The sequence below is a fragment of the Emcibacteraceae bacterium genome (assembly GCA_041396985.1).
Lineage (GTDB): Bacteria > Pseudomonadota > Alphaproteobacteria > Sphingomonadales > Emcibacteraceae > Pseudemcibacter.
Genome location: JAWKXO010000001.1, coordinates 456,684 through 471,842, shown reverse-complemented (window position 1 = coordinate 471,842; position 15,159 = coordinate 456,684). Strand labels below are relative to the sequence as shown.

General features: G+C 41.4%; 12 protein-coding genes and 2 tRNA genes. 8 read left to right on the top strand and 6 right to left on the bottom strand.

The annotated features are described in order from the left end of the window. Window positions 1-9: 9 nt before the first annotated feature. Window positions 10-708, top strand: a complete 699-nt coding sequence (locus tag R3D86_02165) for a phosphatidylserine decarboxylase (protein MEZ5757006.1) — start codon at window positions 10-12, stop codon at window positions 706-708. Between the two features lie 2 nt (window positions 709-710). Further along, a complete protein-coding gene (pssA, locus tag R3D86_02160; protein MEZ5757005.1) occupies window positions 711-1,454 on the top strand; it encodes a CDP-diacylglycerol--serine O-phosphatidyltransferase in 744 nt (247 codons plus the stop codon). Between the two features lie 6 nt (window positions 1,455-1,460). Here the strand turns inward: pssA and R3D86_02155 are convergent, their stop codons facing one another. From R3D86_02155 to R3D86_02135, 5 genes are all read right to left on the bottom strand, one after another. After that, the gene (locus R3D86_02155) at window positions 1,461-4,631 is read right to left on the bottom strand and encodes an efflux RND transporter permease subunit (protein MEZ5757004.1); all 3,171 of its coding nucleotides are present in this window, start codon (window positions 4,629-4,631) and stop codon (window positions 1,461-1,463) included. Window positions 4,632-4,643: 12 nt separating this feature from the next. Then, window positions 4,644-5,711 carry an efflux RND transporter periplasmic adaptor subunit gene (locus R3D86_02150; protein MEZ5757003.1) on the bottom strand — a complete coding sequence of 356 codons (1,068 nt, stop codon included), beginning with the start codon at window positions 5,709-5,711 and terminating at the stop codon, window positions 4,644-4,646. 328 nt (window positions 5,712-6,039) lie between these two features. Beyond that, on the bottom strand, window positions 6,040-6,582 hold the full coding sequence (locus R3D86_02145; protein ID MEZ5757002.1) for a hypothetical protein: 543 nt from the start codon (window positions 6,580-6,582) through the stop codon (window positions 6,040-6,042). A 149-nt stretch (window positions 6,583-6,731) separates the two neighbouring features. Further along, window positions 6,732-8,141, bottom strand: coding sequence for a type I glutamate--ammonia ligase (gene glnA / locus R3D86_02140; protein MEZ5757001.1), 1,410 nt, complete (start codon window positions 8,139-8,141; stop codon window positions 6,732-6,734). Window positions 8,142-8,185: 44 nt separating this feature from the next. After that, entirely contained in the window at window positions 8,186-8,524 is a 339-nt protein-coding gene (locus R3D86_02135) for a P-II family nitrogen regulator (GenBank protein MEZ5757000.1), read from the bottom strand. 284 nt (window positions 8,525-8,808) lie between these two features. Here R3D86_02135 and R3D86_02130 point away from each other — a divergent pair. Further along, window positions 8,809-8,885 (top strand) — tRNA-His (locus tag R3D86_02130). Between the two features lie 32 nt (window positions 8,886-8,917). On the opposite strand, the gene R3D86_02125 is transcribed toward R3D86_02130, so the two are convergent. Continuing rightward, window positions 8,918-9,475 (bottom strand): hypothetical protein, encoded by a 558-nt coding sequence (locus R3D86_02125; GenBank protein MEZ5756999.1) that lies wholly within the window; start codon window positions 9,473-9,475, stop codon window positions 8,918-8,920. A gap of 169 nt (window positions 9,476-9,644) precedes the next feature. Here R3D86_02125 and R3D86_02120 point away from each other — a divergent pair, with 169 nt between their 5' ends. The 5 genes from R3D86_02120 to clpX all read left to right on the top strand — a co-directional run bounded on the left by R3D86_02120 (window position 9,645) and on the right by clpX (window position 15,085). Next, window positions 9,645-11,171, top strand: a complete 1,527-nt coding sequence (locus R3D86_02120; protein ID MEZ5756998.1) for an NAD(P)H-hydrate dehydratase — start codon at window positions 9,645-9,647, stop codon at window positions 11,169-11,171. A gap of 78 nt (window positions 11,172-11,249) precedes the next feature. Further along, a tRNA-Leu gene (locus tag R3D86_02115) sits at window positions 11,250-11,334 on the top strand. A 79-nt stretch (window positions 11,335-11,413) separates the two neighbouring features. Beyond that, a complete protein-coding gene (gene tig, locus R3D86_02110) occupies window positions 11,414-12,946 on the top strand; it encodes a trigger factor (protein MEZ5756997.1) in 1,533 nt (510 codons plus the stop codon). Between the two features lie 72 nt (window positions 12,947-13,018). Then, window positions 13,019-13,651 (top strand): ATP-dependent Clp endopeptidase proteolytic subunit ClpP, encoded by a 633-nt coding sequence (gene clpP, locus R3D86_02105; GenBank protein ID MEZ5756996.1) that lies wholly within the window; start codon window positions 13,019-13,021, stop codon window positions 13,649-13,651. A gap of 165 nt (window positions 13,652-13,816) precedes the next feature. Next, window positions 13,817-15,085 (top strand): ATP-dependent Clp protease ATP-binding subunit ClpX, encoded by a 1,269-nt coding sequence (gene clpX / locus R3D86_02100; protein MEZ5756995.1) that lies wholly within the window; start codon window positions 13,817-13,819, stop codon window positions 15,083-15,085. Window positions 15,086-15,159 lie beyond the last annotated feature (74 nt).

Here is a 15,159-nt window from a genome sequence, read left to right as displayed (position 1 = left end):
ACAAAATTAATGGAAACAATTCTTTCTGTTTTCGTTCCAATTCATAGGGAAGGTCATAAGTTTGTCGCCGCATTTGCGGTGGTCACCTTACTGTTCTTTTTATGGGGGGCGGATTTTCTGGCAACTGTTGGTGTTATACTGACATTATGGTGTGCCTATTTTTTCCGGGACCCGGACCGCGTTACCCCACAAAAAGAAGGACTTATTATTGCACCGGCCGATGGCGTTGTGCAATCAGTGAAAAATAATTCAATCCCGCCGGCAGAGCTGGAAATGGGAGATGATGAATGCACTCGTGTTAGCATTTTCATGAATGTGTTTGACGTTCATGTGAACAGAGTGCCGGTTGATGGCAAAATTATCCGTCAGGCTTATACGCCCGGAAAATATTTGAACGCATCCCTTGAAAAAGCCTGTGAAGATAATGAAAGACATGCGATCCTGATGGAAACAACATCCGGCAACAATATCGCCTTTGTGCAAATCGCAGGGCTCGTTGCCCGGCGTATTTTATGCTGGGCCAGGGATGGCGATGAAATGAAGGCGGGTGAGCGCTTCGGTCTTATCCGTTTTGGCAGCCGTGTCGATGTCTATCTCCCAAAAGGTGTGCATTCACTTGTCGCGGTAGGACAGCGGGCAATTGCCGGCGAAACTGTTATAGCCAATGAAAAAGGCCGCGAAAAACAAAGAGACGGCGAGATCAGATAACCATGGCCAATAGAAAAGTTCCATTTCAAATTCCAGCCAGAAGCCTTGCACCAAATGCCATTACCGTTCTTGCCCTTTGTGCTGGAATGTTCGGTGTTCGCTTTGCTTATCTGCAACAATGGGAATCAGCAGTAACAGCCATACTGGTAGCAGGGGTTTTTGATGGACTTGACGGCAGTGTCGCCAGACTATTAAAAGGGACCAGCCGATTTGGGGCTGAACTTGACAGTCTGTCCGATGTCATCAGCTTCGGTGTTGCACCGGCCCTGATTATGTATATGTGGGTCCTGAGTGATGTGCGCGGTCTTGGCTGGCTCATGTCGTTGGTCTTTGTTATTTGCATGGCCCTGCGTCTGGCCCGGTTTAATACGGTGATGAAAGATAATGAACTGGGAGCAGATGTGAAAATAGGTTATTATACCGGTATTCCTGCACCTGCTTCTGCTGCGCTGGCTTTATGGCCGATGATATTGTCATTTGAATTTGATTATGAAATCCTGAAAGACCCAAAGGTATGCTCGGCTTATATGGCTGTGCTTTGCATTCTCACAGTCAGCCGTATTCCTACTTTTTCTCTTAAAAGCCTTAAAATTCATAAAGAACATGTGATTTTTGTGCTTTTGGGAATTGCCGTATTGGCCTCATTACTTATCACTGATTTATGGATGACTATGGCGGTCGTCGGGATAATTTATATTATTTCTATCCCGACAATTGCCATTTTTGCTTATCGTAAAAAAGAATAGGGTTTCCTACTCCGCTGCCTGCCGTTCTGAAGCGGTGGCGATCGGACGAAGGTTTGATTCACGATATTTTTTGGAAAACTTTACCCTTACCGCCAAAAGGCAGGGGGTTAGTAATAGTGTGAGTACCGTAGCGAACAAAAGCCCGAAAGAAACGGCAATCGCGAGATCAACCCAGAATGAACCGGATGGAGCACCTATTTCAACATTGCGGTTTGTAAAGTCAATATTGACCATGAATACCATCGGCAGAAGGCCGACCACTGTCGTAATAGTTGTCAGCATTACCGGGCGAAGTCTTTGTGCGACTGTTTGCACAATCGCTTTCATTGCATCCATTCCTTCTTCCTTAAGCCGGGCATAGGTATCAATAAGAACAATATTGTTATTCACCACAATACCGGCAAGTGATATGATACCAACACCTGTCATAATGGTCTGGAATGTTCGGCCTGTGATCATAATGCCCAGCAATACACCTGCGGTGGACAGCAATACAGCCAGAAGAATAAGCCCTGAATGATAGAAACTGTTAAACTGGGTTACCAGAATAAGCGCCATCAGGAATAATGCCATCGCAAATGCATTGGCCAGGAAGGCTTGCGATTTCTGCTGCTCTTCATCAGTCCCTGCAAATTTAATTTCAACCCTTGGGTCAAATTTCTGCTCGGCAATCCATTTACCGATTGCTGTGGAAATATTATTCCGTTGGGTGACATCAGTAACATTGGTTCTGATTTTATAAGCCGTTTTGGTGTCAATTCTTTCAACTGTGCTGATTTTTTGTTTGGCGACACGTTTGACAAAATTTCCAATTGGCACTAATCCGTCACGGGTTTGAACCCGGACTTCATCCAACTGTTTAATGTTACGGTATTGTTCAGGGAAACGGACACGAATATCAACTTCATCATCGGCATCGTCGGGTCTGTATTCACCGACTTTAATACCATTGGTGACAAGCTGAATAACACTGCCGACATTGGCAATATCGGTACCAAAGAACCCGGCCAGCGCGCGGTCAACTTCCAGTTCCCACTGAATGCCGGGCAGGGGCAATGTATTTTCAAGATCGGTTAATCCCTCAACGTCATTTTCCATATGGTCATAAACTGCCTTAACAACGGGGATCAGTATATCTGTACTTTCGGCCTTAAATTCCATCTGAATGGCCTTACCTTGAACAGGTCCCTGTGCCGGTTTCTCGACTTCAACGATAATACCGGGGATGTTCGCCGTATCACGACGGAAATCTTCGATAATTTCATCAACTTTTTTGGTTCTGTCTTTCCAGTCAATAAAGTTAATAAAAAGGGTTCCGACAACATCTTCCGCCTTATTCTGTGAATTATCATTTAAGGCAGTCGTCGTTGACTGGAAATGTTCAATATTGGGATCATCCTTGATGGCATTGGAAACCTGACGCACCAGGTAATCACGTTCATCGAGAGACAGATTTCCACGGGCGTGTACATTGACCTGAATATTATCAGGATCCATTTCCGGAAAGAACTGAACCGGTGTTCCTGAAAATCCAAAAGCGATGAAAATTGCAAAAATTAGTCCAATGATTACGGCACTGAAGCTAAGCGGTTTTTTGATAAGTCTAGCAACCAGGCGAACATAATAGCCAGTAAATCCGTTTAACTTGTTGGGATCAAAATCGTTGTCGTCACCGGCCATAAGCGCAACATTTTCACCGGCGTCATCAGCTTTTTTACCGATCAGACTGCCGAGGGTCGGCATAAAGATCAATGCCATCAGGAATGATGAAGACAAGGTAAAAATAAGCGTAAGTGGCAAATAGCGCATAAATTCACCCGGAAGTCCGGGCCAGAATAATAAAGGCAAGAATGCAGCGAGGGTTGTTGCTGTTGATGCAAGAATTGGCCAGGCCATTCTCTGCGCTGCCAAGCGATAAGCCGCTTTTTTATCAAGACCTTCCTGCATTTTCCGGTCAGCATATTCAGTCACAACAATCGCACCGTCAACAAGTAAGCCAACTGAAAGAATAAGTCCGAACATAACCACCTGGTTAATGCTCATGCCCATAAAATTCATCAGGAAAATGGCAAGAAGGAATGATCCTGGAATGGAAACAGCGACCAGAAAGGCAGTACGCTCACCAAGAGCAACGATCATTGCGATCGAGACGAGCAGAATAGCTGAAATAATACTGTTCTGCAGACTTGAAACAGATTCTTCCACCTGTGCGGATGCTTCCCCGACAAATTCATAATGAACCCCTTCCGGCCATTGTTCTGAAGAGGCGCGGACGACTTCTTTAATAATGGCATCGGTCAGAATAATATTTTCACCGGTGCGCTTGCTGACACCAATACTCACAGCCGGTTTGTCATTGAAGCGCGCATAACTAATCGGGTCTTTAAATGATTTACGGATTGTAGCAACATCGGATAATGTTACGATGCTGTTCCCTGAAACTTTTACCGGTATATCATAGACATCCTGTGCCGTTTCAAAAATACCGGGTATTTTTACCGAAAAGCGGCCATTGCCATTATCCAGAGACCCGGCAGCAATGAGCCGGTTATTTGTTGCAATGATGGTTGCCAGTTCAGCATAGGAAAGCTGATAGCTTTCCAGCTTAGACGGGTCAATAATGATTTCAAGCAGATCATCACGGTCACCAGTCACGGTTGCCTTTAGAATACTTGGAATTGATTCAAGATCATCCCGTAATCTTCTGGCAATCTGATAGATTACACGGTCAGGAGCGGTTCCATATAAAATAACATTTATAATTGGAAACTCACTGATGTTAATTTCTGTTATTGTTGGCTCTTTGGTTTCAGTCGGTAACTCTGAGCGCGCTTTATCCACCTGTTCACGAACATCAAGAATGGCCAGATCAGGATCAATACCGGCATTAAACTCGATAACGACACTCGCTCCGCCCTCGCGTCCTATGCCGCGCAACGTTTTAATGCCTTCGATAGTCCGTAAAGTTGTTTCAAGCGGTTTTACAAGAAGACGTGCGGAATCCTCCGGTGAAATACCATCATGCACCAGGCTTACATAAATGGTCGGGATTGTAATATCCGGCTGTGCTTCTTTTGGTGTTGTGATGTATGAAACTGATCCGCCAACAAAAATAAGCACAAGGCACAGAAGGACCACACGGTAATGATCAATTGCAGCACTGATAATTGCGTTCATTATTTGGTCCTTTTAGCTCGAAGTCTCAACGGCTTTTACATCCTCGCCGGTTTTGACAAATTCGTGGCCTTCAACAATAATTTTGGAATTATTATCGATCCCGGTTACCCAGATACCATTTTCATAGTTGCCAACAATTTCAACCTCTTTAAAGTAAACTTTATTGTTGTCATCCACCAATCTGACACCGACCTCACCGTTATCATTTAAAACCAATGTTGCCGGCGAGATTTTTTGTGCCTGTACCTGGTTTGACTGAATAACAAGTTCAGCAGTAACCCCGTCCATTATATTACGGTCCGGATTTGCCACTTCCAGTTCAACACGAAATGTTCTTGTAGAGGCATCGGCGATCGTTGAAATATACCTGATTTTACCATCCACTCTTTGTCCATTTTGAAGCATGGCGTGGGCATTATCACCGACTTTGACCTGATTAATATCATTTTCAGAAATATCAGCTACGACCAGGAAAGGATCCTCTTCCATTATTAGGGCGCAGATATCTCCTTCTTTCATATAATCGCCGACTTCAACAGGACGGTCATTAACAATACCATCAAATGGGGCGCGTATTACTGTATGGTCCAAGGCTGTTTTTGTACGAATAGAATTTGCAATTGCTGACTCTAATGCCGATTTCGCGGCAGAATGCTGAGTTTCCGAACGATGGCCCTGCGCAAAAAGCTTTTCAGACGCTGAAAATTCGAGCTCTCTTTGCTTTACCAGTGCTTCAGCTTCTTCATAGCTGGCTTTGCGATCTTCCACTTCAACCCGGCAGATGGCGTCGCCTTTTTTTACACGGGTTCCTTTTTCCACGGGAAGTGATTCAATGCGGCCCTTTACCTGGCTTTTAAGGCTTACTGCTCTTAAAGCTTTGGTATAACCGCGTAAAATAATATCCTTGGTATAAGCTTCTGGTTTTGCATTTATAAATGTTACCGCCATAATTGTTTGTTCGGGCTGCGCTTCCGAAGCTGACTGAGCTTTATTGTCCTCTGACGGAAAAAATACGCCCGATATCAAAATTAAGACGATACCGACGACGATTAATAATGCTGTTCTATATGACTTATTCATAATTTTGCTATTCTTGTTATTTCTGCTTTTGATTATATATTCGTTTTACGGAAAATTTTATTAATCAGATTAATTTTTCTTTTCCAAAATACTCACAATGACCCATTGAATTACAGTGTATTTTTGCCAAGATACATACTGAAATATGTTATATATGTAAACATAAATATGTAATAGGTGTAAACATTATGATGTAATTTCAAATATATGTAAGTGTAACTATTTGATAAAAATATGTAATTACGTGATATTAAATGTAAATAAAATTGCGATAAAGCGCATATCTAATGCGATAAATTATTAAATTTTATCATAAATTAAGGAAAATCTATTCAAAAAGATCATCAATTGAATTTTGATCAAATGACTCGTTTTCTGGCAGGCTGTCATCGAAATAGTTATCAATGATGTCCTGCTGCGACGTAATTTCTTTACTGTTTATAATTGTAGAACAGATCTCAATAAGTTTTTCCATCCGAGGGGTATAATCAGAAATCAGCATATTCAGACTGTCAGTATTTTGTTCATCAATTGCTGTTTTTGCTTTTACAATTGTTTCCAATACTAATTGGTTCATTTTGGAAACACAGTTCTCAAAAGGTATTTTATACTGATCAGGTGTATGGTTATAAGCGTCTATTGCCAATTCTTTGTCCTGAAAAACACTATATTTAAAATGTTCCTGATAGGTGATTGATTTCCATTCAAGAATGTCATCAAGGCAATCAGGCATATCGCCCAGCATTCCAAGTAGCATATGTATTTCATTGAAGTGATTTAAATAATCCGTCGCCAACAGCGTTTGCTGATTTATATTTTTTCCAAAGACAAGTTTTTGATACTTTTTATAGTCTGTATCTTCAGTTTCCATTTTATTATTTATCCACTCATTTCAACTTCATACAACTATTTTCCATTATGACTATATAATATTGCATAATGGTTAATGGGTGGTTGGACAAAAAAAGAAAGCCCATGTTAGAAAAACATGGGCTTTCCGGATTTAATGTTCAGAAACGATTATGAAGAATAATACATTTCAAATTCAACTGGGTGTGGTGTCATGTCAAGTCTTTGAATATCGTCTTTCTTAAGTTCGATATAGGCATCGATCTGATCATCGGTAAACACATCGCCTTTTTTAAGAAATTCACGGTCAGCATCCAGGGCATCAAGGGCTTCAGCCAGGGAAGCTGCAACACGTGGAACTTCTTTTAATTCTTCTGGTGGAAGATGGTATAGGTCTTTATCCATAGCATCACCAGGATGGATTTTATTTTCAATACCATCAAGACCAGCCATCATCAGAGCAGAGAAGGCAAGGTAAGGATTGGCTGTCGGATCTGGGAAACGAACTTCAACACGCTTGCCTTTTGGACTTGCTGAATATGGAATTCGGCAGGAAGCAGAGCGGTTACGTGCAGAATAAGCAAGCAGTACAGGTGCTTCAAATCCCGGTACCAAACGCTTATAGCTGTTTGTCGAAGGATTGGTGAATGCGTTAATGGCTTTAGCATGTTTAATGATACCACCAATATAATAAAGACATGTTTCTGAAAGATCAGCATAGCTGTTACCGGCGAAGAGTGGTTTGCCATCTTTCCAGATTGACATATGCACGTGCATTCCTGAACCATTGTCCTGAGCAATCGGTTTAGGCATAAATGTCGCCGTTTTGCCGTATGCTCTTGCAACCTGATGGGCAACATATTTGTATATTTGTACCCGTTCTGCAGTTTGTACGAGTGTTCCAAAAGTCAGCCCAAGTTCATGCTGTGAAGGGGCAACTTCCTGATGGTGTTTGTCCATAGGAAGACCACATTCTTTCATCAAAGTGACCATTTCACTACGAATATCCTGACATCTGTCATAAGGTTCCATTGCAAAATAGTTGCCTGTAATTCCAGCACGGTGGGCTTTATTACCATCTTCAATCGTTCGTGCAGATTTCATTGGTGTTTGATCATCATCAAGTGAGTAGCCGGCACTAGCATAATCAACATTATATTTTACATCATCAAACATGAAGAATTCAGGCTCCGGACCAAAATAGGCGACATCACCAATGCCTGAAAACTTAAGATAGGCTTCAGCACGTTCAGCAGTGGAGCGTGGGTCACGACCATAGCCTTCACCTGTTGCAGGCTCTACGATTGAGCAGAAAATTGCCAGTGTTGGCTGGTCATAAAAAGGATCAAGAAAAACTGTTGAAGGATCGAGTTTTAGGATCATGTCGCTCTCATTAATGGATTTCCAGCCTTTTACTGATGATCCATCAAACATGATACCTTCTTCAAATGTGTCTTCTTCAATGACATCTGCACACATGCTTAAGTGAAATAATTTTCCTTTTGGATCAGTAAAGCGGAGATCCACATATTCAATCTCTTCGTCTTTAATAAGATCGAGAACTTTTTTTACGTCTGACATTTTTTTTCCTAGTTCATTAAAGTTAATAATTGTGGTTAGTTTTTCTATATAGCTTCTTCACCGGTTTCACCGGTTCTGATACGTATGGCTTCTTCAATATTGCTTATGAAGATTTTCCCATCGCCAATTCGCCCTGTTCTTGCAGCCTGCTGAATTGCCTCAACTGCACGTTCAACTAATTTGTCTTCAAGGATAATTTCAATTTTTACCTTAGGCAGAAAGTCAACAACATATTCAGCGCCGCGATAAAGCTCGGTATGGCCTTTCTGACGGCCAAACCCTTTTGCTTCAATCACTGTAATCCCGCTAAGCCCCACCTCATGGAGTGCTTCCTTAACTTCATCAAGTTTAAAGGGTTTGATAATGGCTTCTATTTTTTTCATAATATTTTTCAGTCTTTAAAATTCAGATTTTAAATTTATTTCCCTCTCTATAAGCATTAACCGTGCCAATTATTTTAAATGGCTGAATCAGGAGATTTTTTAGGCAGTTTCAATTTGGGTAAAAATTTTTATGTCTAATTATCAGACATTAGGTGCCTAAAAAATAGGCAATGTGTATGAAAGAGGTCAGAATTCCGGTCAATCAAGAAGAATTATATTTTTGTTATAATCCTACTTGACGCTTTCCATGCTACACCTTAAAAGGACTTCACTTTCCTGTTGTGGCGGGTGTAGCTCAGTTGGTTAGAGCGCCAGATTGTGATTCTGGATGCCGCCGGTTCAAATCCGGTCACTCGCCCCATTTTTCTTCACGTCAAAAATAGAACCAAAATATCAAAGCGGATTTACGGCGGATAATATATGGGTGACATCTATGCCGTTTTCAGCAAGGGGTAAACTCAAAAATAATAGAGGTTTGCTTACCTTACTATAATTGGTCGGCATGGCAATATTTATGGCATAGTGATGATTACATAAATACGATAAATAGTTATAGTAATTATTCTCATTGTCATTTGATATTTTTTCAGAATTTCTCTGTTTATTGTTAACCAAATGCTGCAAAAAATATTGATTTCCGTCGACAGAGGGGCGCGGAGGGCTCCTTCTTCTGGATTTTAAATTTTTGATTTTGCTTCTTATATTGGTCAGCCGCATTCTGTCATGCCAGTCATAAAGGATATCGGATAGTTTGTTATCCCATGATGCCAGCTTATTTTCCGGGCAGGCATTTTCCCACTTTGTGTAGAAGTCAGATAAAGCCCCGATATTTTTTTCAAGATGTTGCCCGACGCAAAAAAAATGACTGACTATTTTTTGTCTTTTTTCAAAAAACTCAAGTGAGCCGACGGCATTGCCGAAGTCTATTAACCTGATTGATTGTTCGCTCATACCCATACCCCCGTTATTATTACTATTACCGTAACATAAGTGTAAGAATTTGTAAATTTTTTTTAGGAAACAATTCTGGTTAACATTATGATATATTGTATCTTTTATCGATATTGGTGCTAATTTATTGTCTCTTTCAATTGCCATCTTTTGATGCTAAAAATGACAAATGAAAAAAGAATGTATATTAACCACTGCCCAGATGAGCCAAGCCGATCAGTTTGCTATAGCTGAACTTGGAAAACAAGGTCGCGGTGGTGCCGATCTTATGGAAGCGGCAGGACTTTCAGTCACTCGGGAAATATTGAAAAACAGCTCTGGCAATAAAGCGCTTATTTTATGCGGTCCAGGGAATAATGGGGGGGATGGTTTCGTTATTGCCAGGCATTTACTGGATGCTGGTTGGAAAGTGACGGTTGCCCTTTTAGGATCGGTCGAAAGTTTGCAGGGTGATGCCTATTATATGGCAAAGCTGTGGAATGGTGAAATTTTACCTTTAAATGAAGCCAGGTTTACAGATCAGGATGTTATTGTTGATGCCATTTTTGGCACAGGATTATCAAGAGAGCTTTCTGATAAAGTAAGAGAAACTGTTGATAAGGCTAATTTGGCCAATGCCCTTAAAATTGCTGTAGATATTCCAAGCGGGATTAAAGGTGATACTGGCGAAATTCTTGGCTCTGCAATTAGGGCTGATTTTACTGTTACTTTCTGCCGAATGAAACCGGCGCATTTATTATTTCCGTCAAAAAAATATTGCGGAAAAATAATCATTGCGGATATCGGAATTTCGGATCGTATAGTTCAACAGGTTGAACCGGGCATATTTATCAATTCGCCCGAATGCTGGATTGACAAAATGCCTGATTTCGAACTTGATATTCACAAATATAATAAAGGACATGCCATTGTCGTTAGCGGGGATTTAACCCATACTGGGGCCAGCCGCCTGGCGGCTATGGCAGCACTCAGGTCCGGTGCCGGGCTGGTGAGCGTCAGTAGCCCCGATGATGCATTAATGGCTCATGCGTCTCATCTGACATCCGTCATGATTAGAAGAAGAGAGGAAATTACCACTGATTTAAAAGATCATCGCTTAAACACATGGTGTATAGGGCCGGCTGCAGGAATAACAAAGCAGACCCGTGATGATGTTTTGAATATACTTAAGGCGGGTAAAAATGCTGTGCTTGATGCCGATGCCCTTACAGTATTTGAAGATGACCCGCGTGTTTTATATGAAGCGATAAAGGAAACTGCCACGAGGCAGTGTGTCCTAACGCCACATGCCGGTGAATTTGCAAGAATTTTTCCTTATCTTAAAAAGCTTGATAAAATTACTGCAGCGCTAAGTGCCGCAAAGCTTTCCGGTGCGGTCATAATCTATAAAGGAGCGGACACAGTCATCGCGTCACCGGAAGGGCAGGTTGTTATTTCTGCAGATGCACCGCCGACACTGGCGACTGCTGGCTCAGGAGATGTGCTGTCCGGAATTGTAACGGGCTTGGTGGCACAGAATATGAATGGATTTGAGGCGGCCTGTGCATCGGTATGGCTTCATGGGCAATGCGCCAATGAATATGGCAGGGGATTGATTTCAGAAGATATGGAGAAGCTTATTCCATTAGTTTTAAGGGCTCTGGATAACAATTTTTCAGTCAAGAGTGTGAAAACTAAGTTTTTTGAAAAAATTTGAATTTTTCTGTGGCGTTTTATTTATATTTGTCTATAAATGCGTTTCAGCAAGCAATTGTGACATTTTTGGTCGCGTATAGCGGGTGTGGCGAAATTGGTAGACGCGCTAGATTTAGGTTCTAGTGTCTAACGGCGTGGGGGTTCAAGTCCCTCCACCCGCACCAAAAATTCACAGCATTAAATGAGGTAACAAGGACTTTGTGAGTAATTGCAAGGTCCCTTTATTATTAGAACGGTTGGTCCATGAAGATTACTGATAAAGAAAAAAACGGTCTTAAACGGGAATATGAAGTTGTGATATCGGCTGCGGAAATTGACGCCAAAGTTGATGCCGAAATAAAAGAAGCCCAGAAGTCTGTGAAAATGCCAGGCTTTAGACCAGGAAAAGCCCCAGTATCACTTCTCAAAAAACTTCATGGTAAAAACCTTCTTGGAAAAATTCTGGAAGAAACCATTAATGAAACCTCTGCAGAAGTTCTGGAGAAAAAAGGCGATCGTCCGGCAACGCAGCCAAGAATTGAAGTGGTTTCCTTTGATGATGGTAAAGATCTTGTCTATAAAATTGAACTTGAAGTAATTCCTGAATTTGCAATTCCAAATCTGGAAAAAATTAAACTCGAACGTTTGACTGTAAAAGTTGATAAAAAGCAAGTTGATGACGCTATTAAAAATATCGCTTCTGGTCAGAAAGATTATAAAAAAGCACCAAAAACCCATAAGGCAGAGAATGGCGACGCAGTCATAATCGATTATGTCGGCTCCGTAGATGGTGTTGAGTTTGAAGGCGGCGCAGCTGAAGGCGCGCAGCTCGTTCTGGGGTCAAATACATTTATCCCTGGTTATGAAGAGCAGCTTATCGGTACAAAAGCCGGAGATAAAAAAGATGTTGTGGTCACCTTTCCTGAAAAATATCAGGCCGAGCATCTTGCAGGAAAAGAGGCATTATTCAAAGTTACCGTAAATGAAGTTCAAAAGCCCGCTGAAGTAAAAGTGGATGACGAGCTTGCCAAACGTCTTGGACTTGCAGATCTGGCTGGTCTTAAAGAAGCTGTTGAAAAGCAAATAGAAAATGAGCATGCAGGATTAAGCCGCACGCATATAAAACGAGCACTTCTTGATGCCCTTGCTGATGAAGTTGATTTCGAAGTGCCTGAAAATATGCTGGAAATGGAAAATCAGCAAATCATGCAACAGATAAAAATGGATTCCCATCGTCAGCTTCTTGCTGAAAATCCGGAAGCAAAGCCGGAAGATGTTGAAGAGCCAACAGATGAAGTTAAAGAAGAATATGAAGCTATTGCCCTTCGTCGTGTGCGTCTTGGCCTTCTGCTTTCTGAAATTGGAAGCAAAAACAATATTCAGGTCGGTCAGGATGAACTCACTCGGGCGATTTCTGCGGAAGCCCGTAAGTATCCTGGACAGGAACAGCAGGTGTTCGAGTATTTCCAAAAAGATCCTAATGCAATGGCGCAGATGAAAGCCCCGCTTTATGAAGAAAAGGTTGTTGATTTCATTCTTGAGCTGGCAAATATTACTGAGAAGAAAGTTTCTTCAGAGGAAATGATCGCCATTCTTGAAGCAGAAGATGACGATGCACCAAAGAAAAAAGCATCAAAAAAGAAACCAGCGGCTAAAAAGCCGGTAGCCAAAAAGGAAGCACCCAAGAAGGCTGAAGTAAAAAAGGCAGAGCCAAAAAAAGCCCCTGCCAAGAAGCCAGCAGCCAAAAAGGAAGCCCCTAAAAAAGCTGCAACAAAAAAAGCTGACAAAAATAAATAAAATTAATATTTTGATGAGAGTTTCAGTGTAATGTCTCTCAAACAGATTATTAATTAATAAAGGATAGCTTAAATGAACGATATAATCGATACGACGATGAACAACCTGGTTCCGATGGTTATTGAGCAAACGAGCAGGGGGGAGCGTTCATTTGATATTTTCTCACGGCTTTTAAAAGAGCGTATTATTTTTCTGACAGGACAGGTAAATGACAGTGTTTCCGCACTGATTACTGCACAATTACTGTTTCTTGAAGCAGAAAATCCAAAAAAGGATATCGCCTTTTATATTAATTCACCTGGGGGAATAGTGACTTCAGGTCTCGGTATTTACGATACAATGCAATATATTCGCCCGAAAGTGACAACGATTTGTATCGGTCAGGCTTGTTCCATGGGATCGTTGCTTCTTGCCGCGGGTGAGCCCGGTCAACGTTTTTCACTTCCAAACAGTCGTATTATGATTCACCAGCCATCTGGTGGGGCACAGGGGCAGGCCACTGATATTGAAATACAGGCAAAAGAAATCCTCGACTTAAGAAAACGCCTCAATCAGATTTATGTAAATCATACAGGGCAAAAAATTGCAGATATTGAAAAGGCAATGGACCGGGATAATTTTATGTCCCCTGCAGACGCGAAAAAATTTGGTTTAATTGACGAAATATACGAAAAACGTCCTTTTAATTCGGATGATGATAAATAGTTTATGGCAAAATTGAAAAAAACTTACATTTTTTCATGTTGTTAATTAATTGTTTCCACATTTTGTAATATAAATATTTTTAATATTGATATTTCCTCATAATATTTTAAGTTGGAGTATCTGTGGACGCGTATTTAAAGAATAAACTTTAGGAAATTTGACCATATGTCTAAATCGAAAACTGGTGACAGCAAAAGCACCCTCTTTTGTTCATTTTGCGGTAAAAGCCAGCATGAAGTAAAAAAATTAATCGCGGGACCAACCGTTTTTATCTGTGATGAATGTGTTGAGCTTTGCATGGATATCATTCGTGAAGAAGGACAGGCATCTATCACGAAGTCAGATTCAGGAGTGCCGTCACCGGCCGATATTAGAAAAGTACTTGAAGATTATGTTATTGGTCAGGATCTTGCCAAAAAAGTATTATCAGTTGCTGTTCACAATCACTACAAACGTCTCAACCATGCTCAGAAAAATGATGAAATTGAGCTTTCCAAATCAAATATTCTCCTTGTTGGGCCAACAGGTTGCGGTAAAACGCTTCTTGCACAAACACTGGCCAGAATACTTGATGTTCCTTTCACAATGGCCGATGCTACTGCCCTGACAGAAGCGGGTTATGTTGGTGAGGATGTTGAAAATATCATTTTGAAACTGCTTCAGGCATCCGATTATAATGTGGAACGTGCGCAGCGCGGTATTGTCTATATTGATGAGGTTGACAAAATCAGCCGTAAATCAGACAATCCGTCTATTACCCGTGATGTGTCAGGTGAGGGTGTTCAGCAGGCACTACTAAAAATTATGGAAGGTACTGTTGCCAGTGTCCCGCCACAAGGTGGTCGAAAACACCCGCAGCAGGAATTTCTGCAGGTTGATACAACAAATATTCTCTTTATCTGTGGTGGTGCCTTTGCCGGCCTGGATAAATTAATTGCCAACAGAAATGAATCCAAATCAATCGGTTTTGGTGCCAATGTTTCCAGTGAAGATGAAAAATCCGTTGGCGCACTTCTTATGCAGGCAGAACCTGAGGACCTGGTGAAATTCGGCCTGATCCCTGAATTTATCGGTCGACTACCTGTTCTTGCTACGCTTACAGACCTTGACGAGGAAGCATTGGTGGAAATTCTCAGCCTGCCTAAAAATGCTCTGGTTAAACAATATCAGCGTCTCTTCGCTATGGAAGATGTTGAGCTTCGTTTCACCGATGATGCGTTACTTGCAATTGCCAAAAGAGCAATTAAAAGAAAAACAGGGGCTCGTGGTCTTCGCTCAATTATGGAAGATATTCTTCTTGATACCATGTTTGAACTTCCGAGCATGGAAGGCGTACGTGAAGTGGTCATTAACGGTGAAGTTGTTTCCGGAAATGCACAGCCACTTTACATTTATGCTGATAAAAAACAGGATGAAGCCGGGGCCGGGGCCTAATTCCAGTTTTATTTTCGCCCGGCCTTGAATTTGTCATACTGGCATATTAAGTCTGATATAAGTTAGTTAATTTA

Coding starts and splice junctions, on each gene's coding strand:
- R3D86_02165 (MEZ5757006.1), top strand. CDS start 10: ATGGAAACAATTCTTTCTGTTTTCGTTCCAATTCATAGGGAAGGTCAT.
- pssA (MEZ5757005.1), top strand. CDS start 711: ATGGCCAATAGAAAAGTTCCATTTCAAATTCCAGCCAGAAGCCTTGCA.
- R3D86_02155 (MEZ5757004.1), bottom strand. CDS start 4,631: ATGAACGCAATTATCAGTGCTGCAATTGATCATTACCGTGTGGTCCTT.
- R3D86_02150 (MEZ5757003.1), bottom strand. CDS start 5,711: ATGAATAAGTCATATAGAACAGCATTATTAATCGTCGTCGGTATCGTC.
- R3D86_02145 (MEZ5757002.1), bottom strand. CDS start 6,582: ATGGAAACTGAAGATACAGACTATAAAAAGTATCAAAAACTTGTCTTT.
- glnA (MEZ5757001.1), bottom strand. CDS start 8,141: ATGTCAGACGTAAAAAAAGTTCTCGATCTTATTAAAGACGAAGAGATT.
- R3D86_02135 (MEZ5757000.1), bottom strand. CDS start 8,524: ATGAAAAAAATAGAAGCCATTATCAAACCCTTTAAACTTGATGAAGTT.
- R3D86_02125 (MEZ5756999.1), bottom strand. CDS start 9,475: ATGAGCGAACAATCAATCAGGTTAATAGACTTCGGCAATGCCGTCGGC.
- R3D86_02120 (MEZ5756998.1), top strand. CDS start 9,645: ATGAAAAAAGAATGTATATTAACCACTGCCCAGATGAGCCAAGCCGAT.
- tig (MEZ5756997.1), top strand. CDS start 11,414: ATGAAGATTACTGATAAAGAAAAAAACGGTCTTAAACGGGAATATGAA.
- clpP (MEZ5756996.1), top strand. CDS start 13,019: ATGAACGATATAATCGATACGACGATGAACAACCTGGTTCCGATGGTT.
- clpX (MEZ5756995.1), top strand. CDS start 13,817: ATGTCTAAATCGAAAACTGGTGACAGCAAAAGCACCCTCTTTTGTTCA.